The sequence below is a fragment of the Rhizobium sp. 3T7 genome (assembly GCF_020166565.1).
Classification (GTDB): Bacteria; Pseudomonadota; Alphaproteobacteria; order Rhizobiales; family Rhizobiaceae; genus Rhizobium.
The window spans coordinates 138,506-165,248 of sequence record NZ_JAIQXS010000011.1; the positions used below are offsets into that span (position 1 = coordinate 138,506).

At 59.1% G+C, this 26,743-nt stretch carries 30 protein-coding genes and 2 pseudogenes; 20 read left to right on the top strand and 12 right to left on the bottom strand.

Annotated features, from left to right (window positions below; all coding sequences use genetic code 11):
* The first annotated feature begins 50 nt into the window (after window positions 1-50).
* A complete protein-coding gene (gene parC, locus K9B32_RS17365) occupies window positions 51-2,306 on the top strand; it encodes a DNA topoisomerase IV subunit A (RefSeq protein ID WP_224564325.1) in 2,256 nt (751 codons plus the stop codon).
* Between the two features lie 158 nt (window positions 2,307-2,464).
* Complete coding sequence (locus tag K9B32_RS17370; protein WP_224564327.1) at window positions 2,465-2,974, top strand: SRPBCC family protein; 510 nt, start codon at window positions 2,465-2,467, stop codon at window positions 2,972-2,974.
* Here K9B32_RS17370 and K9B32_RS17375 read toward each other — a convergent pair.
* The 4 genes from K9B32_RS17375 to hemB form a co-directional block, all read right to left on the bottom strand.
* Entirely contained in the window at window positions 2,913-3,800 is an 888-nt protein-coding gene (locus K9B32_RS17375) for a DMT family transporter (RefSeq protein WP_224564329.1), read from the bottom strand. The genes K9B32_RS17370 and K9B32_RS17375 overlap by 62 nt on opposite strands.
* The gene (locus tag K9B32_RS17380) at window positions 3,801-4,577 is read right to left on the bottom strand and encodes an arginyltransferase (protein ID WP_224564330.1); all 777 of its coding nucleotides are present in this window, start codon (window positions 4,575-4,577) and stop codon (window positions 3,801-3,803) included. It abuts the gene before it with no gap.
* 177 nt (window positions 4,578-4,754) lie between these two features.
* Window positions 4,755-5,213: an RDD family protein gene (locus tag K9B32_RS17385; protein WP_224564331.1), complete on the bottom strand. Its 459-nt coding sequence runs from the start codon at window positions 5,211-5,213 to the stop codon at window positions 4,755-4,757.
* A gap of 78 nt (window positions 5,214-5,291) precedes the next feature.
* The gene (gene hemB, locus K9B32_RS17390) at window positions 5,292-6,305 is read right to left on the bottom strand and encodes a porphobilinogen synthase (RefSeq protein WP_224564332.1); all 1,014 of its coding nucleotides are present in this window, start codon (window positions 6,303-6,305) and stop codon (window positions 5,292-5,294) included.
* Between the two features lie 135 nt (window positions 6,306-6,440).
* Between hemB and K9B32_RS17395 the strand changes: the two genes are divergently transcribed.
* The 8 genes from K9B32_RS17395 (at window position 6,441) to K9B32_RS17430 (ending at window position 13,914) form a co-directional block, all read left to right on the top strand.
* Entirely contained in the window at window positions 6,441-6,878 is a 438-nt protein-coding gene (locus K9B32_RS17395) for a DUF6163 family protein (protein ID WP_224564334.1), read from the top strand.
* A gap of 129 nt (window positions 6,879-7,007) precedes the next feature.
* Window positions 7,008-7,523: a transcriptional regulator LdtR gene (gene ldtR, locus K9B32_RS17400; protein ID WP_007801049.1), complete on the top strand. Its 516-nt coding sequence runs from the start codon at window positions 7,008-7,010 to the stop codon at window positions 7,521-7,523.
* A gap of 184 nt (window positions 7,524-7,707) precedes the next feature.
* Window positions 7,708-8,553, top strand: a complete 846-nt coding sequence (locus K9B32_RS17405) for a glycosyl transferase (RefSeq protein ID WP_132592208.1) — start codon at window positions 7,708-7,710, stop codon at window positions 8,551-8,553.
* Window positions 8,554-8,940: 387 nt separating this feature from the next.
* Complete coding sequence (locus K9B32_RS17410; RefSeq protein WP_224564337.1) at window positions 8,941-10,245, top strand: murein L,D-transpeptidase; 1,305 nt, start codon at window positions 8,941-8,943, stop codon at window positions 10,243-10,245.
* 151 nt (window positions 10,246-10,396) lie between these two features.
* Entirely contained in the window at window positions 10,397-11,695 is a 1,299-nt protein-coding gene (glyA, locus tag K9B32_RS17415) for a serine hydroxymethyltransferase (protein ID WP_224564339.1), read from the top strand.
* Between the two features lie 9 nt (window positions 11,696-11,704).
* The gene (nrdR, locus tag K9B32_RS17420) at window positions 11,705-12,181 is read left to right on the top strand and encodes a transcriptional regulator NrdR (RefSeq protein ID WP_007801056.1); all 477 of its coding nucleotides are present in this window, start codon (window positions 11,705-11,707) and stop codon (window positions 12,179-12,181) included.
* A 3-nt stretch (window positions 12,182-12,184) separates the two neighbouring features.
* Window positions 12,185-13,294: a bifunctional diaminohydroxyphosphoribosylaminopyrimidine deaminase/5-amino-6-(5-phosphoribosylamino)uracil reductase RibD gene (gene ribD, locus K9B32_RS17425; protein WP_224564341.1), complete on the top strand. Its 1,110-nt coding sequence runs from the start codon at window positions 12,185-12,187 to the stop codon at window positions 13,292-13,294.
* Window positions 13,294-13,914, top strand: a complete 621-nt coding sequence (locus K9B32_RS17430) for a riboflavin synthase (RefSeq protein ID WP_224564344.1) — start codon at window positions 13,294-13,296, stop codon at window positions 13,912-13,914. The genes ribD and K9B32_RS17430 overlap by 1 nt, the downstream gene beginning before the upstream one ends.
* Here K9B32_RS17430 and K9B32_RS17435 read toward each other — a convergent pair.
* The 3 genes from K9B32_RS17435 to K9B32_RS17445 all read right to left on the bottom strand — a co-directional run bounded on the left by K9B32_RS17435 (window position 13,877) and on the right by K9B32_RS17445 (window position 15,391).
* On the bottom strand, window positions 13,877-14,413 hold the full coding sequence (locus K9B32_RS17435; protein WP_224564345.1) for a GNAT family N-acetyltransferase: 537 nt from the start codon (window positions 14,411-14,413) through the stop codon (window positions 13,877-13,879). The genes K9B32_RS17430 and K9B32_RS17435 overlap by 38 nt on opposite strands.
* A gap of 25 nt (window positions 14,414-14,438) precedes the next feature.
* Complete coding sequence (locus tag K9B32_RS17440) at window positions 14,439-14,942, bottom strand: cupin domain-containing protein (protein WP_224564349.1); 504 nt, start codon at window positions 14,940-14,942, stop codon at window positions 14,439-14,441.
* Between the two features lie 98 nt (window positions 14,943-15,040).
* The gene (locus K9B32_RS17445) at window positions 15,041-15,391 is read right to left on the bottom strand and encodes a hypothetical protein (RefSeq protein ID WP_224564352.1); all 351 of its coding nucleotides are present in this window, start codon (window positions 15,389-15,391) and stop codon (window positions 15,041-15,043) included.
* A 334-nt stretch (window positions 15,392-15,725) separates the two neighbouring features.
* Here K9B32_RS17445 and K9B32_RS17450 point away from each other — a divergent pair, with 334 nt between their 5' ends.
* From K9B32_RS17450 to K9B32_RS17460, 3 genes are all read left to right on the top strand, one after another.
* Window positions 15,726-16,181, top strand: a complete 456-nt coding sequence (locus K9B32_RS17450; RefSeq protein ID WP_007801069.1) for a 6,7-dimethyl-8-ribityllumazine synthase — start codon at window positions 15,726-15,728, stop codon at window positions 16,179-16,181.
* Between the two features lie 3 nt (window positions 16,182-16,184).
* Window positions 16,185-16,667, top strand: coding sequence for a transcription antitermination factor NusB (gene nusB, locus K9B32_RS17455; protein WP_224564355.1), 483 nt, complete (start codon window positions 16,185-16,187; stop codon window positions 16,665-16,667).
* Window positions 16,668-16,874: 207 nt separating this feature from the next.
* On the top strand, window positions 16,875-19,010 hold the full coding sequence (locus K9B32_RS17460; RefSeq protein WP_224564357.1) for a sodium-translocating pyrophosphatase: 2,136 nt from the start codon (window positions 16,875-16,877) through the stop codon (window positions 19,008-19,010).
* 74 nt (window positions 19,011-19,084) lie between these two features.
* Here the strand turns inward: K9B32_RS17460 and K9B32_RS17465 are convergent.
* The 3 genes and pseudogenes from K9B32_RS17465 to K9B32_RS17470 all read right to left on the bottom strand — a co-directional run.
* Window positions 19,085-19,678: pseudogene (locus tag K9B32_RS17465) on the bottom strand (IS3 family transposase); the annotation flags it as partial.
* Between the two features lie 109 nt (window positions 19,679-19,787).
* A pseudogene (locus tag K9B32_RS29125) lies at window positions 19,788-19,865 on the bottom strand (hypothetical protein); the annotation flags it as partial.
* Between the two features lie 114 nt (window positions 19,866-19,979).
* Complete coding sequence (locus tag K9B32_RS17470) at window positions 19,980-20,516, bottom strand: outer membrane protein assembly factor BamE (protein ID WP_224564360.1); 537 nt, start codon at window positions 20,514-20,516, stop codon at window positions 19,980-19,982.
* Between the two features lie 178 nt (window positions 20,517-20,694).
* On the opposite strand from K9B32_RS17470, the gene K9B32_RS17475 reads away from it, so the two are divergent.
* The 7 genes from K9B32_RS17475 to K9B32_RS17505 all read left to right on the top strand — a co-directional run bounded on the left by K9B32_RS17475 (window position 20,695) and on the right by K9B32_RS17505 (window position 25,978).
* Entirely contained in the window at window positions 20,695-21,285 is a 591-nt protein-coding gene (locus tag K9B32_RS17475) for a ubiquinol-cytochrome C chaperone family protein (RefSeq protein ID WP_224564386.1), read from the top strand.
* A 10-nt stretch (window positions 21,286-21,295) separates the two neighbouring features.
* Window positions 21,296-21,850: a YceD family protein gene (locus K9B32_RS17480; RefSeq protein ID WP_224564362.1), complete on the top strand. Its 555-nt coding sequence runs from the start codon at window positions 21,296-21,298 to the stop codon at window positions 21,848-21,850.
* Window positions 21,851-21,953: 103 nt separating this feature from the next.
* A complete protein-coding gene (gene plsX, locus K9B32_RS17485) occupies window positions 21,954-23,000 on the top strand; it encodes a phosphate acyltransferase PlsX (protein WP_224564364.1) in 1,047 nt (348 codons plus the stop codon).
* Between the two features lie 19 nt (window positions 23,001-23,019).
* Window positions 23,020-23,991 (top strand): beta-ketoacyl-ACP synthase III, encoded by a 972-nt coding sequence (locus K9B32_RS17490; RefSeq protein WP_224564366.1) that lies wholly within the window; start codon window positions 23,020-23,022, stop codon window positions 23,989-23,991.
* Between the two features lie 107 nt (window positions 23,992-24,098).
* Window positions 24,099-24,437, top strand: a complete 339-nt coding sequence (locus tag K9B32_RS17495) for an integration host factor subunit alpha (protein ID WP_007801086.1) — start codon at window positions 24,099-24,101, stop codon at window positions 24,435-24,437.
* A 217-nt stretch (window positions 24,438-24,654) separates the two neighbouring features.
* The gene (locus K9B32_RS17500) at window positions 24,655-25,197 is read left to right on the top strand and encodes a MerR family transcriptional regulator (protein ID WP_224564368.1); all 543 of its coding nucleotides are present in this window, start codon (window positions 24,655-24,657) and stop codon (window positions 25,195-25,197) included.
* 115 nt (window positions 25,198-25,312) lie between these two features.
* Window positions 25,313-25,978 (top strand): HAD family hydrolase, encoded by a 666-nt coding sequence (locus tag K9B32_RS17505; protein WP_411969716.1) that lies wholly within the window; start codon window positions 25,313-25,315, stop codon window positions 25,976-25,978.
* Between the two features lie 6 nt (window positions 25,979-25,984).
* Here K9B32_RS17505 and K9B32_RS17510 read toward each other — a convergent pair whose 3' ends face one another.
* The gene (locus K9B32_RS17510; protein WP_224564370.1) at window positions 25,985-26,137 is read right to left on the bottom strand and encodes a hypothetical protein; all 153 of its coding nucleotides are present in this window, start codon (window positions 26,135-26,137) and stop codon (window positions 25,985-25,987) included.
* 161 nt (window positions 26,138-26,298) lie between these two features.
* Complete coding sequence (locus tag K9B32_RS17515) at window positions 26,299-26,733, bottom strand: CAP domain-containing protein (RefSeq protein WP_224564390.1); 435 nt, start codon at window positions 26,731-26,733, stop codon at window positions 26,299-26,301.
* Between the last annotated feature and the right edge of the window lie 10 nt (window positions 26,734-26,743).

Genomic DNA, 26,743 nt, shown 5'->3' on the forward strand with positions numbered 1-26,743 from the left:
GAATGCCCCGAATCCTTGCTCAAGAGGGTCTTCTCGGCTAGTCAGGACATATGGGACAAGAGATTTTGCCGCCCTCTGGCGGAGACGATGACAGTATCTTTCCGGTCGATCTGAAGGCAGCGCTCGAAGAGCGATACCTTGCCTATGCGCTATCGACCATCATGCACCGCGCTCTTCCGGATGTGCGCGACGGCCTGAAGCCGGTCCATCGCCGTATCATTCACGCCATGAGTGAAATGGGCATCCGGCCCAATTCCGCCTTCAAGAAATGCGCCCGTATCGTCGGCGACGTCATAGGTAAGTTCCATCCGCACGGCGACCAGTCAGTTTACGATGCGCTGGTGCGTTTGGCGCAGGATTTCTCGCAGCGCTATCCTGTCGTCGACGGGCAAGGCAACTTCGGCAACATCGACGGCGACAGTGCCGCGGCCTACCGATATACCGAAGCGCGTATGACCGAGGTCGCGGGTCTGCTGCTCGACGGCATCGAGCAGGATGCCGTCGATTTCCGGCCGACCTACAACGAAGAAGACGAAGAGCCGGTCGTCCTGCCGGGCGCCTTCCCGAACCTGCTTGCAAACGGTTCGTCCGGTATTGCGGTCGGCATGGCGACGTCCATTCCGTCGCACAATGTCCACGAGCTATGCGATGCAGCACTTCACCTCATCAAGCATCCTGATGCTTCGGTCGAAAAGCTGGTTGAGTTCATCCCCGGGCCGGACTTCCCGACTGGCGGCATCATCATCGATGGCCGTGAAAGCGTCATCGAAGCCTACAAGACCGGCCGTGGCGGTTTCCGCACACGCGCCAAGTGGGAGACTGAGGATCTCGGCCGCGGCGGCTACCAGATCGTCGTCACCGAAATTCCGTTCCAGGTGCAGAAGTCCCGCCTGATCGAAAAGATCGCCGAACTGCTGCTGGCGCGCAAACTGCCGCTGCTCGAGGACATCCGCGACGAGTCCGCCGAGGACGTCCGCGTCGTGCTGGTGCCGAAGAACCGGACGGTCGATCCGACGATCCTTATGGAATCCATGTTCAAGCTGACGGAGCTGGAAAGCCGCTTCCCGCTGAACATGAACGTCCTCTCCATGGGCCGCATCCCGCGCGTCATGGCTCTGAACGACGTGCTCAAGGAGTGGCTCGACCACCGCCGCGAGGTGCTGCAACGCCGCTCGCGCTTCCGCCTCGCCGCCATCGACCGGCGCCTCGAAATCCTCGGCGGCCTGCTCATCGCCTATCTCAATATCGACGAGGTCATTCGCATCATCCGCGAAGAGGACGAGCCGAAGCCGGTGATGATCGCGCGCTGGTCGCTGACCGACAACCAGGTTGAAGCGATCCTGAACATGCGTCTGCGGTCGCTGCGCAAGCTTGAGGAGTTCGAAATCCGCACCGAGTTCGACGAACTCACTAAGGAAAAGGGCGAAATCGAAGCCCTGCTGGCGTCGGAAGAAAAGCAGTGGCAGACCGTCGCGTGGGAAATCGGCGAGGTAAAGAAGAAGTTCGCGAAGGCGACCGAGCTCGGCCGCCGCCGCACCCAGTTCGCCGATGCACCCGAGGCCGACGAGCAGGCCATCCAGCAGGCGATGATCGAGAAGGAACCGATTACGGTCGTCGTCTCCGAAAAGGGTTGGATCCGCGCGCTGAAGGGGCACATCTCCGACACCGCGACCCTGACCTTCAAGGAGGGCGATGGGCTGAAGGTTGCCTTCCCGGCGCAGACGACCGACAAGATCCTTATCATCACGACTGGCGGCAAGGCGTTCACTCTTGGCGGCGACAAGTTGCCTGGCGGTCGTGGCCACGGTGAGCCGCTGCGCATCATGATCGACATGGAGAACGATCAGGACGTTCTGACCGCCTTCGTGCATGATTCGGCGCGTAAGCAGATGATCGTCTCGACGGCGGGCAACGGCTTCGTCGTTGCCGAGACCGACATGGTGGCCAATACCCGCAAGGGTAAGCAGATCATGAACGTCTCCATGCCTGATGAGACGAAGCTGATCGTTCCCGTCAGCGGTGATCATGTCGCCGTCGTCGGCGAAAACCGCAAGCTGCTCGTCTTCCCGCTGGCGCAGGTGCCGGAAATGGGTCGCGGCAAGGGCGTTCGCCTGCAGCGCTACAAGGATGGCGGCATCTCTGACGTGCGCTGCTTCGCGATCGCTGACGGCCTCATCTGGGAAGACAGCGCCGGCCGCACCTTCACCAAGAACAAGGATGAGCTTGCCGAATGGCTCGCTGATCGCGCGACAGCCGGCCGCACCGTTCCGAAGGGCTTCCCGCGCAGCGGCAAGTTTGCCGGCTAAGGCGAAAATAAATCCGTGCCTGGCTCTTGGCGGGCGAGGCAACTCCTCTACCTCTGCCCTGTAATCACAACATGGACAGACATCATTCCGCAGGCGGACGGAATGATCGAATGTGGCGCTTCAGCGAGAGCGTCATGTCCGATCACGGAGGAATGTTGATGAGTGCTTGCAATACCATCACCTTGAACGTTGCGCATACTTTCAATGCCTCGCCCTGCGCCGTCTATGACGCATGGCTGAACCCGCAAATCGCAAAACGCTTCCTCTTCGCGAGCGACGAAGGCCGCGTTATCCGCGCGGATATCGATCCGAAGGTCGGCGGCCATTTTCTCGTCATCGACCGGCGTCCGACAGGTGATGCGGTGCATTACGGCGTGTTTCTGGAATTGCGCCGGCCGCGGCGAATGGTCTTCTGCTTCTCGGCAGCGGAGCACGACCACAACGCAGATCGAATCCAGATCGACATCGAACCACTGGCCGAAGGCACGCGGCTGACACTCTCACACGAAATGTGCGCCGAATGGGGCCAGTTCGAAGAGCAGACGCGACAGGTCTGGGTCCACGTGATGCAAGGGCTTGAGCGCGAACTCGAGGCGATGCAGGTGGTCAATGTGCCAGAGATTGCTGCACAGGCTTCCTCCGAACCATCCAAAGCGAGTGCGCCATAATCGCGCAAACCAGGATCGTGCCGCCGATGAGTGTCATTGTCGGTGGCGTTTCCGCGAAGATCAGCCAGATCCAGATCGGAGCCAGGATGGTTTCGAGCAGATAGAACATGCCGACTTCGGGCGCTGACAAATAGCGTGGTCCCGTCGCTAAGCACCAGAAGGCAACGGGCATCAGAAGTGCACCATTGAGGATGATCCAGGCCGGATGTTCTATGGCGAGCCCACTCGGCAATGCATTCGCAAAGCCGAGTATGGCGGGCAGGGCGGCGGCAAGCAGGGGCACAAAGCCCATGTCCCGGCGTGATGCCCGGCCAACCGTTATCGCCGAGGCGAGGATAAAGGCGCTCAGTAGCGCCATGGCATCACCAAAGACATGGCCGCCGGCCAATCCATCATGCACGATCAAGCCAACACCGAACACCATCACCACCATGGTGACGAGCGTGGATATCGAAGGGCGTTCCTTGAGGAACACCCATGATAGAAGCGCGCCGAACATCGGATTGAACGCGACGATGAAGACCACGTTGGCCGTTGCCGTATTGAAGACGGCAAGCAGGAAGGTCAGCGTCGAGCAGCCGTACAGCAGTCCCGTCGCAAGGCCGTGCCTGCCGGGCATAAGCAAAGGCCATGTTCCCTTGAAGTATCTGATCAGGCAGACCACGACGAGCGTCACGGCGACGGTCGTGATGCTGCGCGCGCCGAGGATCGACCACATGTCCCCGTGAGCAAGGCGCACGAGTGGAATGTCCATGGAAAGAGCCAGGCCGCCGATCGCTGTCAGCAGCAGACCCTTCCGATGATCGGAAAGGGAGGGGAAGAGCATCTAGTAGCGTGTGCTTTCGGGTATTGCGGAGGGATCGAAACGTTCCCAGCCCCGCGAAGTCAGGTGCTCCTGTGGCTGGAAGCGAGTCTTGTAGTCCATTTTCCGCGACCCTTGAACCCAGTAGCCCAAGTAGACGTGCGGAAGACCCAAAGCTCTTGTGCGCTTGATGTGATCAAGAATCATGAACGTGCCAAGGGAACGCCGATCCATGTCAGGATTAAAGTAGGAATAGACCATGGACAGGCCATCGCTCATCGTATCCGTAAGAGCGGCAGCCAGGAGTTCACCCGTCGGGCGCTCTTCGAGACCAGCCCCTTCCTTTCGAAGCCGATACTCGATGATCTTGGTGTTCACATGTGTATCCTCGACCATGATGGCATAATCGAGCACCGTCATGTCGGACATTCCGCCCTGTTGGTGGCGAAAGTCGAGATAGCGTCGGAATAGCGAATATTGCTCGCTGGACGGCTGCGCGGGGAATTCGGTCGAGATGATATCGGCATTTGCCGCAAGCACCCGCTTCATTGATTTCGTCGGCAGGAACTCCTGCGCGAGGATACGGACGGAAATGCAGGCGCGGCAGGCCTCACAGGCTGGCCGATAGGCAATGTTCTGCGACCGGCGAAAGCCGCCTTGTGTCAGGATATCGTTCATCTCCGCTGCGCGGGGGCCGACGAGGTGTGTAAAGACCTTACGTTCCATCTCGTGGGCCAGATAAGGGCACGCAGCCGGAGCAGTCAGGTAAAACTGCGGTGATGGCGTCGTCTGCGTATTCATCTGTTGCGGAGATTTCCTTCGGTTTGCTGCGTATCTGACAGGATGACTTAAGAATGTAAAACGTCAACAGCGGGGCTGTTTTCGAACCCGCTGTCGCGCGTCATACTTTGGGATATGGTGCCAAGACCTTTCCGGCAAAGATCAGAGGCTGCGTTTATTTTAGCCCACCACGGCGAATTAGGCAGTACGGACCGTGACGGTGCCCACCAGGAAATCGTGGATCAACCGGCTGCGCTCGGTGAACAGGCCAACCAGCAGAATCAGCGGCGTCAGAACGGAGTTCAGGATCCAGAAAAGCGCCAGGTGAACGATGGCCGTCAGAAAGTCCATCCGCTGCCCGTCGACTCGCATGATTGCAATTCCCATTGCGCGCATGCCGAGCGAGGCTTGATTGGAGCCACCGACGGTGAAGCCGAAATAGAGGCCGGCGACGATTACGAACAGTGCCGGATAAAGAAAGAATCCCAGGCCGAGCGTGACAATCGACAGGAAGAAAAGGATAACCGCTGCCGGAATGCAAAGCAGCAGGATGATCACGTAGTCGAGGATGAATGCGAAGACACGACGGCTCAGCGTACCCGTATAGGCGCGCCAGTCGTCCGGTGCGGCATAGAGCGGGTTGGGAGTGAGCGTCATCTTTGCGGTCTCCTTTCGAGAAAGCGATGCCGCTGATATGGTATCGCTTCCCGCAAATGCAATATTGGCGCGAAATGATCAGCGCTTGGCGAGGATCCTGGCCACCTCGACCGCAAAATAGGTAAGGACACCGTCGCAGCCCGCGCGCTTGAACGAGAGAAGAGTTTCGAGCATGGCACGTTCACCGTCGATCCAGCCGTTCATCGCGGCGGCCCTGATCTGCGTGTATTCGCCTGAAACCTGGTAGGCGAAGGTCGGTAGACCGAACGCCTCCTTCATGCGCCAGCAGATGTCGAGATAGGGCAGCCCCGGCTTGACCATCAGCATGTCGGCGCCTTCTTCTACATCTAGTGCGGCGTCGCGGATTGCCTCAGTGCCGTTTGCCGGGTCGATGTAGTAGGTTTTCTTGTCGCCCTTGAGCAGTCCGCCGGTCGAGATCGCCTCGCGGTAAGGGCCGTAGAAAGCCGAAGCGAACTTGGTGGCGTAGCTCATGATGCCGACGTTCTGATGCCCTGCGGCATCGAGGGAGCGGCGGATAGCGCCTATTCTGCCGTCCATCATCTCGGAGGGGGAAATGATGTCGGATCCGGCATCGGCCTGCATGACTGCTGCGCGCGCGACCTGATCCACGGTCTCGTCGTTGACGATCTCGCCCTGTCGCAGGATCCCGTCATGGCCGTGGCTGGTGAAGGGGTCGAGCGCGACATCGGTGATGACACCGATATTAGGCACTGCCTTCTTGATCGCGATCGTTGCCTGATTAATCAGGTTGTTGGCCTCGAGGCTGTTCGAGCCGGTTTCGTCGCGCAGTTCCATCTCAATATTGGGGAAGGTCGCAATCGCCGGGATGCCAAGGTCAGCGGCTTCCTTGGTGGCCTCGACGAGCTTATCCACGCTCATGCGGTTGACGCCGGGCATCGCCGGTATTGGTTCGACAATGCCTGTGCCGGGAACGACGAAAACCGGCCAGATGAGATCGTCGGCCGTCAGACGGTTCTCCTGCACGAGGCGCCGCGTCCAATCGGCCTTGCGATTGCGGCGCATGCGCCGATGGCCGGTGATTTCGTCGACGAGATGGGTCTTGTCCTGCATGGTCGTTCCAGCTTTCTGCCATTCCAAATTATCGAAGCGCTCATTATCATGGCGCCGCCGAAATCCAAACCGGACGATTGGCCGCAATGGAAGAGACGCTGGCGAAGTCGCAATCGCAACCCTATTGTTTAAGACATGGACGCTGATTCCCCGACGATACCGAAACGGACGCTGACCAGCGTTCTCTTTATCCTGTTCTTGCGGCTTGTCGCCATTTCCTGCTTCTGGTTCGGATTGCAGTATTGGGCGATGCTGGTCGGCTATTCGCTTGTCGGGGCAGGCCGCTTCGATCTGCTCAGCCTTCCATGGAAGGTCGCAAGCACCTGCCTTGCCGTTCTGCTCCCTGTCGCGTCTCTCGGCCTGTGGCTTGCCGTCTCCTGGGGGCCTGTTATCTGGGTGCTCGCGGCAGGCGGACAGACGATCATGTACGGCTTCATGCCGGAGGTGTTTGGAGCCAACCGGTTGATCGTTCTGCTCCATATTGCGGTAGCCCTGGTCTACTTGGGATTCCGCGCTGCGCTCTGGTACGAGAAGCGCAAGCGCCGTCAGCAGGTAAGCGTTGATTTACCCTGATACAACGCGGAGATTCGGTAAGGCACTGTTAAGCCTGCGGTTTAAGTAGAATTTTATTTGTATTCGATAGGGTCTGTCTCAAGGCGGGAAGAAAACCAACACCGCCAAACAAACAGTGAGGCAGTCATCATGAACACGAAAATCAAGCCGCAGGCGGTATCGAACTTCCGTGACCAGCAGGAACAGGGCATCCGTGATCTTTACATGGAATCCCTTCATCTTGTTGAACGTCTTCACCGCCGTCTCCTCGACGTCATCAAGGACGAGTTCGACCGTCAGGGTCGCAGCGACGTCAACGCCGTTCAGGCACTTCTTCTCTTCAACATCGGCAATTCCGAGCTGACCGCCGGCGAACTTCGCTCCCGTGGCTACTATCTCGGCTCCAACGTTTCCTACAACGTCAAGAAGCTGGTTGATCTCGGCTTCATCAACCACCAGCGGTCGCGCATCGACCGTCGCTCGGTCCGCATCAGCCTGACGGAAACGGGCCAGGACATCGCCGAAACCGTTGCCAAGCTCTATGAGCGCCACATCGGCTCGATCGACAAGGTCGGCGGTATCGGCACCGACGAATTCACGCAGATGAACAAGCTGCTGACCCGTCTGGACCGCTTTTGGAACGACCAGATCCTCTACCGCCTGTAATCCCTTAGGCCAACTTCCCTGCTGGCTTATTGGACCTCCAAGGCACGAAAGGGCGCAACGGTATGCCGTAGCGCCCTTTTCGCCGTTTGCTGCGCTTCGTGACAGGGCTACATATTCGGTCGCCAAGTTGATAATGACTTCCGCACGGACCTTCGGTCTTCGCGTGAATCAGGAGTTGCAGGTTATGACGTCAGCTGTACTGGCTGCGAGCGGTGGGGTGAAGCAGGTCATCTGCATTAGCTGGGGAACGAAGTATGGGGCCCCCTTCATCAACCGCCTGTACGCCATGGTGAGGCGCAACATCACGCCGCCCTTCACGTTCACTTGCTTCACCGACAACCGCGCCGACCTGAATCCGGAAATTCTCTGCGAGGACCTGCCGCCGCTGGATGTCGAAAACATGCCGGTAAGGACGAAGGGCATCTGGCCCAAGGCCCGGCTTTGGGGTCCGAAGCTTGGAAAGTTGAGCGGCCCGGTTCTGTTCCTGGACCTCGATCTAGTGATTGTCGGCTCTCTCGATTCATTCTTCGAGGTTGGCGAACCGGATGACGTCATCCTGTCGCGCAACCAGACGACGCCATTTGAACGCCTCGGGCAGACCTCTCTTTTCCGATTCCCGGTCGGCAAGCTCGTTTCGTTGCAGGAGAAGTTCCGAGCCGATCCGCAGGGCGTGGCCGACAAGTACGAATTCGAACAGCGCTTCGTGACGCGAAATGCGCCCGGTGGCGCGAAGTTCTTTCCCCGCCGGTGGGTCCTGCATTTCAGGCAGGATTGCCGCTGGCCTTTCCCGCTGAATTATTTCCTGACGCCGCGCCTACCCGCGAATGCCCGGGTGATCCTATTCCCACGCGATTTCCATCCGCAGTTCGCGGTCGAGGGGCGGTTCGGGTTGAAGGGGCGTGCGGCGCCACCGCTCGATCACATCCTGCATATGTTCGATCCGGAGCGGAGAAGGAACAAGTCGCTGTTCCGCTACCTGCGCCACTACATCCGCCCAACGCCATGGGTGGCCGACCACTGGCGCGAGTAATTCGAACCCCGTCAGCTGTCTCGTGACATCTTTGCAACGCATGGCAGGCAAGCATAATCGCCTGTATTCAAGCCGTTTTTTAGCCGCTATTAACCGCCACATTCTGTGGATCGGTATGGTTATTTGCGCATCGCCCGCCACCGACGGTTGAGCGCGGTTTAGGGTGACACGAATTGGCCATATTAGCATGTCAGCGGAAATACATAGCAAATGGCGCTTCCCCAATTGAGGTCCGATAACCTCGCGCTCCCTGCTCGCAATCATGTGATCGCCGGCAGAGAGATTGTGCGATGCGCCGTGGCGACGGGTTGATAGGGATTTGCGTTCTCGCAGGGATAGCGAAGGTCGCCGGTCTCTCAAGCAGCGGCAATTTAGTGGTTGGGATGAATGTCGAAGAAAATCGGAACTGAAGCTTTTTCTCGTCGGGCGTTTCTGACGTCTGCGGCAATGGTTGGCGCGGGCGCTTTGGCTGCCCCCGCATTCGCGCAGTCAGCGATTGATTCGCTCATCAATGCTCCGCAGCGGGGCGATTGGGATGACCAGTTCGATGCGAAGGCTGCGTCCCGCACGGCGACGGCCGTCGTTTCGAACACGCCGATTCTCGGACCGCAGTCGGTGCCGAGCATCCAACAGGCGATCGCCCAATATCAGCAGATCGCTTCCGCAGGCGGCTGGCCGGAGGTGAGCCCAAGCCAGCAGCGTCTGCAGATCGGCGTGACTGATCCGGCCGTCCAGAGCCTTCGTCAGCGCCTGATCATCACCGGCGACCTGCCGCAGGAAGCGGGCATTTCCAGTGCTTTCGACTCCTACGTCGACGGCGCCGTCAAGCGCTTCCAGGCGCGCCACGGTCTCCCGGCTGACGGTGTCATCGGCGAGTTCACCTTGAAGGCCATGAATATTCCGGCTGACGTTCGTCTGCAGCAACTGAACACCAATCTCATCCGCATTCAAACGTTCCCGGAAGACCTGGGACGCCGCCATCTGATGGTCAATATTCCGGCAGCTTACGTCGAGGCGGTCGAAGACGGCAGCGTTGCCACGCGCCATGCGGCCGTCGTCGGACGCATCAGCCGTCCCACGCATCTCGTCAACTCGAAGGTCTACGAGGTCATCCTCAACCCATATTGGACCGCACCGCGCTCGATCGTCGAAAAGGACATCGTGCCGCTCATGCGCAAGGATCCGACCTACCTCGAGAAGAATGCCATTCGCCTGATCGACGGCAAGGGCAATGAGGTGGCGCCGGAAACGGTCGACTGGAATGCTGAGAAGGCACCGAACCTGATGTTCCGTCAGGACCCGGGCAAGATCAACGCCATGGCCTCCACGAAGATCAATTTCTACAATAAGAACGGCGAGTACATGCACGACACGCCGCAGCAGGGCCTCTTCAACAAGCTCATGCGCTTTGAATCCTCCGGCTGTGTCCGCGTTCAGAATGTGCGCGACCTGACGACGTGGCTGCTTCGCGAGACCCCGCCGTGGTCGCGTCAGCAGATGGAGCAGGTCATCACGACCCGCGTCAACACGCCGATCAAACTTGCTGAAGAAGTGCCGGTTTACTTCGTTTACATCTCCGCCTGGGGCATGCCGGATGGCGTTGTACAGTTCCGCGACGATATCTACCAGCTCGACGGCAATGCCGAGCTGGCGCTGGATACGACCGCTGGCACAGAGCAGCCAGTTCAGTGAGGCTCCAGCCTCTCGTTCGCTTTCAAGACCGCGTCTTTCGAGGCGCGGTTTTTTGTTGCGCGTAGATTGCCTAGCAAATGTCGTTCTCCGTATTGCCCTTGACAGGGCGGGGCGCTAATACCTTCGCGCATTCCAGTTGAGGAGCCCGCCCATGACAAATGCTTCCACCCAGACCTTCTTCAATCGCTCGCTCGCCGACACCGATCCGGAAATCTTCGGCGCGATCGAAAAGGAGCTCGGCCGCCAGCGGCATGAGATCGAGCTGATTGCTTCGGAAAACATCGTGTCCCGTGCGGTGCTGGAAGCCCAGGGCTCCATCATGACGAACAAGTACGCCGAAGGCTATCCGGGCAAGCGCTACTACGGCGGCTGCCAGTTCGTCGATATTGCTGAAGAGCTCGCGATCGAACGCGCCAAGAAGCTCTTCGGCGTCAACTTCGCCAACGTTCAGCCAAACTCCGGTTCGCAGATGAACCAGGCCGTGTTCCTGGCACTGCTGCAGCCGGGCGACACCTTCATGGGCCTCGACCTCAACTCGGGCGGTCACCTGACGCACGGCTCGCCGGTCAATATGTCCGGCAAGTGGTTCAACGTCGTTTCCTACGGCGTACGCGAAGGCGACAACCTGCTCGACATGGACGAAGTCGCCCGCAAGGCCGAAGAGCACAAGCCGAAGCTTATCATCGCTGGCGGTACTGCTTATTCCCGCATCTGGGACTGGAAGCGCTTCCGCGAGATTGCTGACTCCGTTGGCGCATACCTCATGGTTGATATGGCTCACATCGCCGGTCTCGTTGCCGGTGGCCAGCATCCGTCGCCGTTCCCGCATTGCCACGTTGCCACGACCACGACCCACAAGTCGCTGCGCGGTCCGCGCGGTGGTGTGATCCTGACCAACGACGAGGATTTGGCGAAGAAGTTCAACTCGGCCGTCTTCCCGGGTCTCCAGGGCGGCCCGCTGATGCATATCATCGCCGCCAAGGCCGTTGCCTTCGGCGAAGCACTGCAGCCTGAGTTCAAGGACTACGCGGCCCAGATCGTCAAGAACGCCAGGGCACTTGCCGAAACGCTCATCGCTGGCGGGCTCGATGTCGTCTCGGGCGGCACTGACAACCACCTGATGCTCGTCGACCTTCGCAAGAAGAACGCGACTGGCAAGCGCGCCGAAGCAGCTCTCGGCCGGGCCTATATCACCTGCAACAAAAATGGCATCCCGTTCGACCCCGAAAAGCCTTTCGTCACATCGGGCGTTCGTCTCGGCGCCCCTGCCGGCACGACGCGCGGCTTCAAGGAAGCGGAATTCAAGGAAATCGGTAACCTAATCGTTGAGGTTCTCGATGGCCTGAAGGTTGCCAATTCCGACGAAGGCAATGCAGCCGTCGAAGCGGCCGTGCGGGACAAGGTGGTCAACCTGACCAACCGCTTCCCAATGTACGACTACATCGGCTAAGAGTAGCGCATGCGCTGCCCATTTTGCGGATCGGAAGACACACAGGTCAAGGATTCACGCCCGGCGGAGGACAACACGTCCATCCGCCGGAGGCGTATCTGTCCCGACTGCGGCGGTCGCTTCACAACCTTCGAGCGCGTGCAACTGCGCGAACTGATGGTCGTCAAGAAAACCGGCCGCAAGGTGCCTTTCGACCGCGACAAGCTGGTGCGTTCTTTCGAGATCGCGTTGCGCAAACGCCCCGTCGACCGCGACCGCATCGAGCGCGCGGTCTCCGGTATCGTTCGACGGCTTGAAAGCTCCGGCGAGGTTGAGATCAGCTCCGAGCAGATCGGTCTGCAGGTGCTGGAAGCATTGAAGAGTCTGGATGATGTTGGCTTTGTTCGTTACGCCTCGGTCTATCGGGACTTCTCGCATGCCGAGGATTTCGAGAAAGTGATTTCCGAGATCAACGCCAAGATCGCTCGCGATCCCTTGGACAACTAGCTGATGAGCGCTTCGGAAAACGACGCGCGTTTCATGCAAGAGGCGATCCGGCTGGGTCTCCTGCACCTCGGCCAGACATCCACCAATCCTTCGGTCGGCTGCGTCATCGTGCGTGACGGGCAGATCGTCGGCCGTGGCGTAACGGCAGTCGGCGGGCGCCCGCATGCGGAGCCGCAAGCTCTGGCCGGGGCCGGCGATCTGGCACGCGGCGCTACCGCCTATGTGACGCTCGAACCCTGCTCGCACCATGGCAAGACGCCGCCCTGCGCGGAGGCGCTGATTGCCTATGGCGTCGGTCGGGTCGTCATCAGCGTGACCGATCCGGATCCGCGCGTCTCGGGCAGGGGCATTGCCATGCTGCGCGATGCCGGGATCGAGGTCGAGTCCGGGATTCTTGAAGATGAAGGCAAGCGTTCGCTTGCCGCCTACCTCACGCGGCAGACGAAGAACCGACCGTACGTGACTCTCAAGCTTGCGGTTTCTGCCGACGGCATGATCGGAAAAAAGGGCGAGGGGCAGATTGCAATTACCGGGCCTGCCGCACGCGCCGAGGTGCAGAAGCTGCGCGCTGAAACCGATGCGATTCTGGTTGGGATCGGTACGGCGATCGCTGATGATCCCTTGCTGACAGTTCGCACCCCAGGCCTTGAGACCCGCTCGCCGATCCGGGTCGTGCTCGACGAAGATCTCTCTTTGCCGCTGGATAGCAAGCTGGTTGCGACTGCCAAGCAGGTGCCGTTGATCGTCGTTGCAACCGAGCCGCCCCGCTTCGACGAAAGCGAGGACGCGGCCTTTCTTGCGCGCCGTGCCGCGCTCGATCAGGCGGGCGTCGAAGTCGTCCAGTGCAATCCCTACCGCCTGGACGAGCTGCTGCCTGCGCTCGCGTCGCGCGGCATTTCCTCGCTTGTTGTCGAAGGTGGTGCGCGCACGGCGAGGCTCTTCCTTGACGCCGGATACGTCGACCGGGTTCTGCTCTATCAAGGCCCTCAGGTGATCGGGCAGGGCGGTATTGAATCGCCGGTGACGAAGACCGATATGCCATCGGGTTTCCTACACAAGGGCACCTTCATGTTTGGCGACGACCGCCTGGACGAATACGAAAGAGAGCTTTGATGTTTACCGGAATTGTCACCGACATCGGCACGATCGAGTCCGTTTCCCCGTTGAAGGAAGGCATCAAGCTGCGTGTCGCCACTGCCTATGATCCGGCGACCATCGACATGGGCGCCTCGATCTCGCACGGCGGCATCTGCCTGACGGTGACCGGCCTACCGAGCGACGGCAGCAACGGCCGCTGGTTCGAGGTCGAAGCATGGGAAGAGGCTCTGCGTCTGACGACGATCGGAACGTGGAAGGAAGGTAGCCGCATCAATCTCGAGCGTTCGCTGAAGATCGGTGACGAACTCGGCGGTCACATCGTTTCCGGCCACGTCGACGGCAAGGCAGAGATTCTCTCTGTGACCGAAGAGGGTGACGCTACACGCTTTCGCCTGCGCGCGCCTGAACATCTCGCCAAGTTCGTTGCACGCAAGGGCTCTATCGCCCTGGACGGCACGTCGCTCACGGTCAATGCGGTCGACGGCACGGATTTCGACGTCCTGCTGATCCGTCACACGCTTGAGGTCACGACCTGGGGCGAGCGCAAGGCAGGCGACTTCGTCAATTTCGAAGTCGATACCATGGCGCGCTATGCCGCTAGGCTGGCGGAGTTCCCGACCGCGCAAGGAGAATGACGTCTCCATTGTAGTTGCATCGCTGGACTTCGCGGAAGCCGAGCTTGCGCGCTAGGCGTAGCGAGCGGTCGTTCTCGGGGTGGATGATGCAGGTCATCGGCTTGGAGGGGAAGCGTTCTTCCGCCCAGGCGATCAGCGCCGTCAGCGCTTCGCTGGCGTAGCCGCGTCCTTGCGCGAAGGGCATCAGACCCCAACCGGTTTCCAGGGTGCCTTCCGTGGAGACCGGATGCATGTCCCGCTTCATGTCGAGAAAGCCTGCTTCCCCGATGAAGCGCCCTGACTGCTTTTCCTCGATCGCCAGAAACCCGAAGCCCATGTGATACCACATGCCCGCGACGCGCAGCATGCGTGCCCAGGTTTGCTCACGGGTAGAGGGCATACCCCCGATGAAGCGCACGACCGCTTCATCGCTCCACATCGTCACATAGTCCGAAAAATCTTCAACGGTATGCGGCCGCAGCAATAGCCGCGCGGTCTCGATGGTCGGAATACTTGTCATTTCAAAGTGCTCTCTCGGACGGAAGTCATGCGCCGGGCTCGCCATCCCAGTAGTCCAACTTACCGCTCTCACTGCCGATAAAGCGAAAGCGGTTCGCTTGTCCCCCGTCGCGATTGGTCTTGGCTAGAAATTTGCCGGAATCGGGATACTCGACGATCTCCGTCTTCGCCGTTGTCGAGATGCCGAGGTAGATGAGAGGCGTCGAACCGGTGTTGATGATCTGGTGGGCGGTCTCTTGCCCGCCGGCCGGAGCGCCGAGTGTGTCGCCCTTTCGAATAGGGTAGCGGTCAGGGCCGAAGCGATACTCGCCGGTGCCTTCAATAATGAAAAACAGCTCATCCTCCACGTGATGGTTGTGGAACGGACAGCTGGATTTGCCGGGCGGAACTTCGTTGTAGCTTATGCCGAGACCTGCGAGACCGAGAAGCGAGCCAAACGAGGCATCTGCGCTTTCATACAGATCTCCTTGCTTCCAGTGCTCAAGCTCCAAATCGGCGGTGTTGATCACGGGATTCGATACGATGGACATTGTCTCCCTCCTGTTTCCGGAGAAGAGGCACCATCCCGCGAGAAAATACAACCGCAAAGCATCGTATGGGCGACAGTCTTCCGCTGTCGCCCTTGCTTTCATCGATAGTAGACGGTGATACCGCCATCAGCGGCCTGGTCGGCATTGACGATGTTGCCCAACAAGACCCCTCTGGCGTTGAGTTGATGCACAAGAGGCTTGTTGACGGCAATAGCGGCACGGATCATCTGGATGTCGTTTACGCTGCGCGCGGCGAAGGACTTGGGGTCACCGATATTTCCCGAGCCGCCGTGATCGTACACCTGCCGAACATCGAGATTGCGGCCGCTGAAGCTGCGCAGCGTTCGTTCGATGCCCGAAGGGATATTCATATCTAGACTTTCCGCACGGCTGGCGTCTGCGAAGGCAAGAGTAGCGACTGCGGAGGCGATGGCGGCAACGCGATTCATGGGAGTATCCTTTCATCTGCTCTGACGATCGGCCGTCGGCAGTAGATCGTCAGCGTTACACGGATGAAATTGGTGTCCCGATCATCCGCCTTCAACCAATAAGTATCTGGAATTTAGTTACAAATTGTTCATGCGGATCGCCCTTCATTTGCCATCTTCGAGGCGCCGGGGCACCTTCGGCGCAAGGCGATGCAAGGATTGTCAACCATGCCCCTGCCGTGATTCCGGATTTCGCATCCAAACCAAGTTCGGAATTTGCTTGCCATTCGGGTCGCGGCGTGTTTTGACCGCGGCCTGCCGATTGGCGAAGTCCTCTAGCTACCGAAGGTGAAGCATGGCGCGAGAAACCGCTCCCCACATTCTGATCGTTGAAGCACGCTTCTACGACGACATGGCCGATGCCTTGCTTGAAGGCGCGACCTTCGCCTTGAAAGAGGCCGGCGCGACCTATGAGGTCGTCACCGTTCCCGGCGCTCTCGAGATTCCAGCGGCGATTGCCATGGCGCTCGACGGAGCGGATAATGATGGTACGCAGTATGACGGGTATGTCGCCCTTGGCATGGTCATCCGCGGCGAGACCTACCATTTCGATATCGTGTCGAATGAATCCTCGCGCGCGCTGATGGATTTGGCCGTGAGCGAATCCCTTGCCATTGGCAATGGCATTCTGACTGTTGAGAATGACGATCAGGCTTGGGCTCGCGCCCGCCGTTCAGACAAGGACAAGGGCGGATTTGCCGCCCGCGCAGCTCTCACGATGATCGAGCTGAAGAAAAAGTTGGGTGCATAACGAATGAACAACGAGAACTCGGAGCGTCCCGTCAAGGCCGCAAACCAGCGAGGTGCTGCGCGCCTTGCTGCCGTTCAGGCGCTCTACCAGATGGATATTGGCGGTACCGGCGTCCTGGAAATCGTCGCCGAGTATGAGGCGCATCGCCTCGGTCAGGAACTCGACGGCGAGACCTATCTGAAGGCCGACCCCTCCTGGTTCCGTTCCATCGTCTCGGGCGTCGTACGAGAACAGCGTCGACTTGATCCACTGATCGCCTCCGCTTTGCAGGACGACTGGGCGCTGTCGCGTCTCGATAGCACGGTCCGCGCGATCCTGCGTGCCGGCGTGTTCGAGATCCTCGATCGTAAGGATGTTCCCGTCGCGGTCATCGTGACGGAATATGTCGAGATCGCCCAGGCCTTCTTTAGCGAAGATGAGCCGAAGCTCGTCAATGCGGTGCTTGACCGCATCGCGAAGCAGGTTCGCGGCGAAGCCAAGAAGTAGCGTTCTGCCGGGGCCGTGGCCCCGACCTCCAGAAACTCCCGGTTCCCATTGTGCTGCAAGGGCTTTTGGCGTTTGCGGGCTTGACGCGCCGTTTTCCTCCACGCAATCTCCGCGCGGCGTTGCAGCATTTCTGTGGGAGGAAATCGAGTCGGCGTATTCGCAGCCGGAGAGGGAGTGAGCTCCGGCTCTTTTGGAGGAAAGAGCGAAATGAGCATTCTTTTATGGGTAATAGCATGCGGTCTGCTCTCGGTGGTCTATGCCATCTGGGCAACCCGATCGGTTCTTGCCGCCGATCAGGGCAACAAGCGTATGCAGGAAATTGCAGGCTATATTCGTGAAGGCGCGCAGGCCTATCTGATGCGCCAGTATAAGACCATCGCAATCGTCGGCATCGTCGTTTTCATTGCAGCCTGGCTGCTGCTCTCCGGCACGGCTGCAATCGGGTTCCTCATCGGCGCGGTTCTCTCCGGCGCCGCCGGCTTCATCGGCATGCACGTCTCGGTGCGCGCCAACGTCCGCACGGCGCAGGCAGCATCTCAAAGCCTGGCGGCCGGCCTTGAAATCGCGTTCAAGTCCGGCGCGATCACCGGGATGCTCGTAGCCGGGCTGGCGCTGCTGGGCGTATCGATCTACTACTATGTACTGACGGTCGTCCTCGGTCACGAGGGCAGCTCGCGCGAGGTTGTGGACTCACTTGTCGCGCTCGGCTTCGGCGCCTCACTGATCTCTATCTTCGCCCGCCTTGGTGGCGGCATCTTCACCAAGGGCGCCGACGTTGGCGGCGATCTCGTTGGCAAGGTCGAAGTGGGCATCCCGGAAGACGATCCGCGCAACCCTGCCACGATCGCCGATAACGTCGGTGACAATGTCGGCGATTGCGCTGGCATGGCCGCAGACCTTTTCGAAACCTACGTCGTGTCCGTCGTTGCAACGATGGTTCTCGCCGCGATCTTTTTCGCCGGCGCGCCCGTCCTGCAATCGGCGATGCTGTATCCGCTGGCGATTTGTGGGGCGTGCATCATCACCTCGATCATTGGCACATTCTTCGTCAAGCTCGGCAGCAACGGTTCGATCATGGGCGCGCTCTACAAGGGGCTGATCGTCACGGGTCTGCTCTCGATCATTGGTCTTGGTGCCGCCACGTCGCTTACGATCGGCTGGGGCTCGCTCGGCACCGTCGGTGGCGCAGAGGTGACCGGAACCAATCTGTTCTCCTGTGGATTGATCGGCCTCGTCGTTACAGCGCTGATCGTCGCCATCACCGAGTACTACACCGGCACCAACAAGCGCCCGGTCAACTCGATCGCCCAGGCGTCGGTAACCGGTCATGGAACCAACGTTATCCAGGGGCTGGCAGTTTCGCTCGAGTCGACGGCGTTGCCGGCCATTGTCATCGTCGGCGGTATTCTTGCCACCTATCAGCTAGGTGGTCTTTTCGGTACCGGTATTGCGGTTACCGCGATGCTCGGCATTGCCGGCATGATCGTTGCGCTGGATGCCTTCGGTCCAGTAACGGACAATGCCGGTGGTATTGCTGAGATGTCCCATCTGCCGCCTGAAGTTCGCAAGTCGACCGACGCGCTTGATGCCGTAGGAAACACGACGAAGGCGGTCACCAAAGGGTACGCGATTGGCTCGGCGGGCCTCGGAGCACTCGTGCTCTTTGCTGCCTATTCGTACGATCTTAAATATTTCGCGGCGAACGGGGACAAGTACCCTTACTTTGCGGGAATTGGTGAGATCTCGTTCGACCTCTCGAATCCCTACGTAGTGGCGGGGCTGATCTTCGGTGGTCTGATCCCGTATCTCTTCGGCGGCATTGCCATGACTGCCGTCGGTCGTGCGGCTGGCGCAATCGTCGAGGAGGTTCGCCGCCAGTTCAAGGAGAAGCCGGGCATCATGCAGGGGACAGAGCGGCCGGACTATGGCAGGGCCGTCGACTTGCTGACGAAGGCAGCCATTCGCGAGATGATCATACCGTCCTTGCTGCCGGTGTTGGCACCGGTCGTCGTGTACTTCGGCGTTCTTGCCATTTCCGGATCGAAGGCTTCGGCCTTTGCGGCGCTGGGCGCATCCTTGCTCGGCGTGATCATCAACGGCCTCTTCGTTGCCATCTCGATGACATCGGGCGGCGGCGCCTGGGATAACGCCAAGAAATCCTTCGAGGACGGTTTCGTCGACAAGGACGGCGTTCGCCACATGAAGGGATCGGATGCCCATAAGGCTTCGGTGACTGGTGATACGGTCGGCGATCCCTACAAGGACACGGCGGGTCCGGCCGTCAATCCGGCGATCAAGATCACCAACATCGTCGCGCTTCTGCTTCTTGCCGTTCTGGCCTGAGGTAACCGCGAACGAACACTAAAAAACCCGCCGGAGCGATTGAACTGACCCCATAAAGTTGGACGGTTGCTGGGTTATGATACAAGGGACTGAGTTCTGTATTGCACAGGGCTCGGTCCTTTTCAGCTTGATGCGCTGATGATTGTAGTAGTGGATATAGTCCTTGATGCCGTTCTTCAGGCTCTGGGTGCCTTCGAAACGATTGGGATAGAAGAGCTCGGACTTGAGGGTTGCGAAGAAGCTCTCCATTGCCGCGTTGTCGAGGCAGTTGCCTTTGCGTGACATGCTCTGTTGGATACCGTGTTTTTTCAATTGCTGCTGATATGCGGGCATCTGGTAATGCCATTCCTGGTCAGAATGCAGGATCGGCTTGTCATTGTTGCCGAGCTGGTTCAACGCCTTGCTCAACATCCCTTCCACCAGTTTGAAGACGGGCCGCCTTGCGGTTTCAAAAGCGATGATCTCTCCGTTGAACAAGTCCATAACCGGCGAGAGATAGAGCTTCTCGCCCCCGACGTTAACTGCCGTTCGATCAGATCAGGAGCTGTGCGCCCGACGCCGCCCTTGTAGGATCGATGTTTCTTCGGTCTGACCAGCGATTTCAGTCCCATCTTGACCATCAGATGCTGCACCGTCTTGTGATTGACCCTGTGGCCTTCCTGGGAGACCATCCTCCCACATCCGCTGGAGAACCGACAGCTTGAAAGCTGTATCGTAGCGGCTGGATTTCTTCGCCAGACCTAAAGGTCCGTGCGCCGCGTAACTCGCCGCCCATTTACGAACCGTGGCATGATCTACGCCGAAATGCCGGCCTACTTCACGGGCGCCTCGCTCACCCGTCTGAAAAAACTCCACAACAGATCGCTTAAAACTTCGCTGTGCTTGGACATGCCCCCCGAAGGTTGTTGTCCAACTTTCGGGGGGTCAGTTCACCGATCCGGCAGGTTTTTCCGTGGAGTTCGATCCCCGCTAGCGCAAGCTGGCCGGATTCTGCGGGGAGGCCGGCTGCGAGGTGCCGCCACCGAACAGGCCCTTGGCAGCGTTCGCGGCGCTGCCGCCGGACAGGAGTTGCTGCAGGAAGGTGAAGTCCTTGCCGCCTGTCGGGGTGACGCGGGTAATCGTATCGAAAACCTTGCCGTCCTTGAGGGTGTAGTTGGCGCGACGCGTAACGATGCCGTCCTTGTCGAAATAGATCGCCAAAACGCTCTGGTCGACGACTCTCAGCTTCTGGAAGGCCATGGAGCGCTCGCGGCGCTGTGAGATGTAGTAGAAGACTTCGCCATCGAACGTCGCCGTCGTTGACGGCGTGCCCAGGGATAGGAGAACCTGCTCGCGGCTCGATCCTTCCGGGACGAGATTCAGAGACTGCTCGTCGGCGACATACCCACCATTAAGGACGGTTCCTGTCTGGCAGCCCGAAAGTCCGGCGGAGGCGATCATGATGGCAATGGCGGCATTGCTGAGGAATTTCTTGTCAGACTTGAAATACCGTTTCGTCAACGACATCTACTCCCTAAAAATATATATGGCAGCCACCGGCCTCAGATCGCTGATGCAAAACCATTGTGGCCATTCCGGGGTCGGACATCCCGTTGGCTCGTGCGGACAGATGGGCGCTGTCCCGAAAGTGGCCACCTTCGGCATTGCAATTCGCGCCTGCTTCGGTAAACCAGCTTTCGAAATCATGCAACAAGGCCGGACGCCGCTTGGCGTCAAGAATGAGGCCTTTCCGGAAAAAACGATGATCTTCGGGCTCTTTGGCAAGAAAAACAACAATCAGGCAATCGTTGATCGGCAATATCAGGCATTAACGTCGGCCGCTCGGATGCCGGACCTCTACGAGCGCCTGAATGTGCCGGATACGGTCATGGGGCGCTTCGAAATGCTCTCCGCGGTGATGATCCTTTTCTTCCGGCGCACACGAACGTCTGAGACGAGCGGCCAGGAAATCGCACAGGAAATTGTCGATGCCTTTTTCCAGGACATCGACTACTCCATTCGTGAACTGGGGATCGGCGACAACAGCGTGCCGAAACGCATGAAGAAGCTGGCCGGCATGTTCTATGGCCGCCTCGAGGCCTACTCCAAGGCGATGGACACCGGGGATGCCGAAGGGCTTGCCGCTGCGCTTGTCCGAAACATCCATCCCAAGACGACCGATCCGGTCGATATGCGCGGTCTCGCGGGCTGGATGTTCAAGGCCGAGGACCATCTTTTGTCTCAGTCGGAAGACGTCATCGCGACAGGCTCGGCGACGCTCCCGAAGGTTGCCTGAGGAGAAGACGATGAAGAACAAGAGAGATGACGTGCCATTCTCTTACCTCGTAAATGTCGGTCATATATCGGCCAATCCTGTCGAGGTGCATCTGGAGGCCGACAAGCGGGAACTGGCCGCGCTCGCCGAGAGTTGGAATGTCCTTTCTGTGGACAGCCTCAAAGCAGAACTTCAGATCGCTCGGTGGAAGCGCGACGGCATCCGCATGAAGGGCAGGGTCCAAGCAAATATTGTCCAATCCTGCGTCGTTACCCTCGATCCGGTTCCATCCGCCATCGATGAGACCTTCGAGCAGATCTTCGTGCCTGAAAATTCGAAGCTTGCGCGTCGGCCAGCCAATGATGCCGGTGAGATGGTGTTCGATCCTGACGGTCCGGACCTTCCCGAGAGCTTTACCGGCGATACAATCGATGCAGGTGAGGTCGTGACAGAATTCGCGGCTCTTGCGATAGATCCCTATCCTCGCAAGGCAGGTGTCGAGTTCGGCGGTCACATGGAAGACACTGGAGAGAATGATAAAAAGCCGTCCGCCTTCGCCGTGTTGAAGGATTGGAAAAAGGACTGAACCCCGTTGGGGATTTGACACAATTCAGTTGTAAGCGACGGGAAAACCGGTATTTTGGCCGAAATTTCGCCCGCCGGAGGCGAAAAATAAGGATCAGGGACGCGTGATCAGAATTTCTATCGACCTCATGGGCGGCGACTATGGCCCCCAGGTTGTCATCCCCGGCGCCGCCAAGGCACTGGAAAGACATCCCGATATTTCCTTCGTGATGTATGGTTTGAAGGAACAGTGCGAGCCGGTTCTCGACAGGTTTCCGAAGCTTAAGGAAAAGACTGTCTTCCACGATTGCGAACTGGCCGTCCGTATGGACGAGAAGCCGAGTCAGGCGCTTCGCCGCGGTCGTTATGTCTCCACCATGTGGCGGACGATCGAGGCGGTAAAGACGAAGGAGGCCGACGTTGCCGTGTCGGCCGGCAATACCGGCGCCCTCATGGCGATGGCCAAGTTCTGTCTGCGCACGATGGCCAATATCGAGCGGCCGGCGATCGCCGCCATCTGGCCGACGCTGAAGGGCGAAAGCATCGTTCTCGACGTCGGCGCGACGATCGGCGCGGATTCGCAGCAGTTGATGGATTTCGCCCTCATGGGTGGGGCAATGGCCCGCGCGCTGTTTGAGATCGAGCGTCCGACGATCGGCCTGCTGAACGTAGGTGTCGAAGAGATCAAGGGGCAGGAAGAGGTGAAGGAGGCGGGGCGGCTGCTCCGCGAGGCGAACATCGACTCGCTCGAGTACTATGGCTTCGTCGAAGGAAACGATCTCGGCAAGGGGACCGTCGACGTCGTCGTGACCGAAGGCTTCTCCGGCAACATCGCGCTGAAGGCGGCCGAAGGCACGGCGCGCCAGATCGGCGAGTATCTGCGCGCCGCAATGTCGCGCACGCTGCTTGCCAAGATCGGCTACTTCTTCGCCAAAGGCGCGTTCGACATGCTGCGCGAAAAGATGGATCCGAGCCGGGTTAACGGCGGCGTCTTCCTTGGCCTCAACGGCGTCGTCATCAAGAGCCACGGCGGCGCCAACGCCGAGGGCATCGCTGCAGCCATCGAGGTCGGCTACGACATGGCCAAGAATGGCCTCAATCAGAAAATAGAAAACGATCTTCAGAAGTATCATGCCAAGCGGCTGCCCCCGATCGGGCCGGAAGCCGCATGAGCGACGAGGTTTAAGCAATATGATCCGTTCAGTTGTTCGCGGGTTCGGAGCCGCACTTCCGAAACGCGTTATGACCAATCGCGACATGGAAGATGTCGTGGACACATCAGACGAATGGATTGTCCAGCGCACTGGCATCCGCCAGCGCTACATTGCCGGCGAGGGCGAGACGACTTCGTCGCTCGGTGAAGCGGCAGCGCGCGCAGCGCTCGACCGGGCTGGTCTGACCCCGGCCGACATCGATGTCATCATCTGTGCCACCTCAACGCCCGATAACACCTTTCCGGCGACTGCCGTCAATATCCAGAACCGACTGGGCATGCACCATGGCTTTGCCTTCGACGTGCAGGCCGTGTGCACGGGCTTCGTCTACGCAGTGACGACGGCCGACGCCTATATCAGGGGCGGTCTCGCCAAGCGTGTGCTGGTGATCGGCGCCGAGACCTTCTCGCGCATTCTCGACTGGAACGATCGCACGACCTGCGTCCTCTTCGGCGACGGCGCCGGCGCAATCGTGCTGGAAGCTGCGGAAGGCGAGGGCACGACCGTCGATCGCGGCGTGCTGACGGCGCATCTGCGTTCCGACGGCTCCCACAAGGAAAAGCTCTACGTGGATGGTGGCCCCTCGACGACTGGCACAGTTGGCAAGCTGCGCATGGAAGGCCGCGAAGTCTTCAAATATGCGGTCGGCATGATCACCGACGTCATTCAGGCTGCCTTCGATGCGACAGGGACGACTGCTGACGATCTCGACTGGCTCGTGCCGCACCAGGCCAACCGTCGCATCATCGATGGTTCCGCCAAGAAGTTGCATATTGCTCCAGAGAAAGTAGTCGTTACGGTTGATCTTCACGGCAACACCTCTGCCGCCTCGATTCCGCTCGCGCTGGCGACGGCTGCCGGCGATGGCCGCATCAAGCAAGGCGATCTGGTGATGCTGGAAGCGATGGGCGGCGGCTTTACCTGGGGCGCCGCACTCCTGCGCTGGTAACCAGAAAATCCAAAAAACTACCGACGAACAAGAGCTTGACCGTGAGGCGCAAGACAAATACTCTTTGTTCGCTTTCATAATATAATTGGCAAATGGGCGGGGAAACCATGACCGGAAAGACAGTGACGCGAGCAGACCTGGCGGAATCGGTTTTTCGCAAGGTCGGTCTTTCGAGAACCGAATCTGCCGAGCTCGTGGAAACTGTCATCGACGAGATTTGTAACGCGATTGTTCGCGGCGAAACTGTCAAGCTCTCGTCTTTTGCGACCTTTCAGGTGCGCGACAAAAATGAGCGCATCGGACGTAACCCCAAGACCGGGGAGGAAGTGCCGATCTCTCCCCGCCGCGTCATGACCTTCAAGGCGTCGAATGTCTTGAAGACGCGGATTCTCAAGGCACATACCCTGCGCAAAACCAAGCAGAAGACCGCCAATCCGGCCTCCTGATCGGACCCAAAAGAGAGAATCGTTCTCTCGTTTGCCGACAACAACTATAATCTTCCCTGAACGATCTGTGCGGTATTCAAGACGTGACTTGAATTCACGGCGTCAAACCGTTGAAATATGATGAGTCGCGGCTCGGTTCTGGCGTTCGTGAGATACAGCTGCGTCTTATCAGCCGAACAGACGCGCGGCACGCCCCGAGACCGCGTAGGGAGTAAGGATGTTGGATAAGAGCCCCGATGCGTTCCGCACCATCAGCGAGGTGGCGGACGACCTAGACCTTCCACAGCATGTCCTGCGCTTCTGGGAAACGCGGTTTCCGCAGATCAAGCCGATGAAGCGCGGTGGCGGCCGACGCTACTACAGGCCAGAGGATATCGATCTCCTGAAGGGCATCCGGCACCTGCTCTATGATCACGGCTATACCATCAAGGGCGTGCAGAAGCTCTTGAAGACCAATGGCAACAAGTTCGTCATCGCGATCGGACATGGCGACCTTGCCAGCGTTCAGGCGTTGACGGGCGGCCAGCAGGAGGGCGCCGATGCTGCCGAACCGCGAGTCGGGATGTCCGAGGAGGATCAAGTCGTCGGCCGGGCGAAACCACCGATCACCCGCCGGTTCTTTAATTTTGGCGGTGGTGATGAAGAATCTCCCGAAGTTTCGATCGGCAAGTCGAGCGTCGGCAAGGAGGATCGGGCCCTGCTCCAGGAAGCACTCTACGATCTCCTCGAATGCAAGCGCTTACTGGACCAGGTTCGCTGAGCGCCAGGCGCCTTTGGCTTCGTGAGTGAAACGTCGCCCGCTGTTCGGGCGCAGCCTCTGCCGGGTGCACAGCAGTTGGCCGAGTTCGATATCAGTCAGTACCAAGGAAACTTTCGTGACTGCCTCTCATTCCGTTCCCGGCAAATTCTACGACGCCTTCCTGTTCGATATGGACGGCACGCTCTTGAATTCCATTGCGGTGGTCGAACGCGTCTGGAGCGAATGGGCGATCCGGTATGGCTTCGAGCCGGAGGTCTTCCTCAAGACGATCCACGGCATTCGCGCGTCCGACGTCATTCGGCAACTGGCGCTACCAGGCGTAGATCCGGAGTATGAGGCAAGGCAATTGTTGAAGGAGGAGATGGAAGATGTTGGGGGCATCGTCGCGATTCCAGGCGCTATCGATTTCCTAAACGGCATTCCGCCGGAAAAGTGGGCGATCGTAACGTCGGCACCGATCGAACTCGCCAGGCGCCGCATGGCAGCGGCTGGCATTCCCACACCGGTAGCAATGGTAAGCGGTGACGAAGTGGCGGCCGGCAAACCGAGCCCGGAATGCTATCTGCTGGGCGCCAAACGCCTCGGAGTCGATCCGACGAAATGCCTGGTGTTCGAAGATGCCGTTGCCGGAATTCTCGCAGGCGAAGCGGCGGGGGCAGATGTGACGGTCATTACAGAAACGCATACGACGCCGTTCGCAACGCCGCACTTTTCGATCCCCGATTATCGGGGTTGGCGTGTCGACAGCGGCCCCGGCGGCCGCGTTGCGTTGGTCAAATAGCTGCTGCTAGTGCTTGCGCGGTTGCTGCGCCTGCTTCTTCATGCGCTCGAAGGCAGCAAGCATCTTTGCCTTGACCGAACCCAGTGTTCCCAGTTCGTGGCCGCAGGTGAAGCAGATAAGTACATCGGTGTCGAGCGGCTCGGGTCGCTCGAATTTCATTCGCGTGTTCCTGCATTTCGGGCAGGGGATCTCGATCTGCATGTTCTTATCCAAAGTCTCGCGTTTCGCAGGTCTCTTAATCGGGTAGGGCGGATCGAGCAAGCCTTTTGAGCTACTTGCCAATAGCGGCAGTTTCCTGCAGTTCGCAGGCGAAGGCAAAACTATCGACAAGCGAAGAAAGTCGAGTAGCCTCCGACCACGGATACTCCCGCGTATCGCAGGTTAGGTCGAAGCAGGTTCGTGTTATGGCCCGGGGAACTTCGCCAGCCAGAAAAAAGCTGCTGTGGAGTCATATATCCAACACCGACGTTTTCCGAACACACCACACTGAGGCCTGCAGCTCTGGCTTGAGCCGATCTCTGGCGGAAGCCGTCGTGGCTGATGGTTCTTCGAGCTGCTTGGTACCGACTATGTTGCCGGGCCAGCGCTTTCAAAGTGCCATTTGCGGCGAGGGGAGATAGGCCCCGGCTCGTCCTGTAAGAATTGATGAGAGCCAGCGTCTGGGCGCCAAAATCGCCTATTGTCGTTGGCTGCTGTGCTGCACTTATGCATGCCAAACTCAGAACCACAATTGCTATTGTTTTTAGGGTTTTCATGGTCGGATTT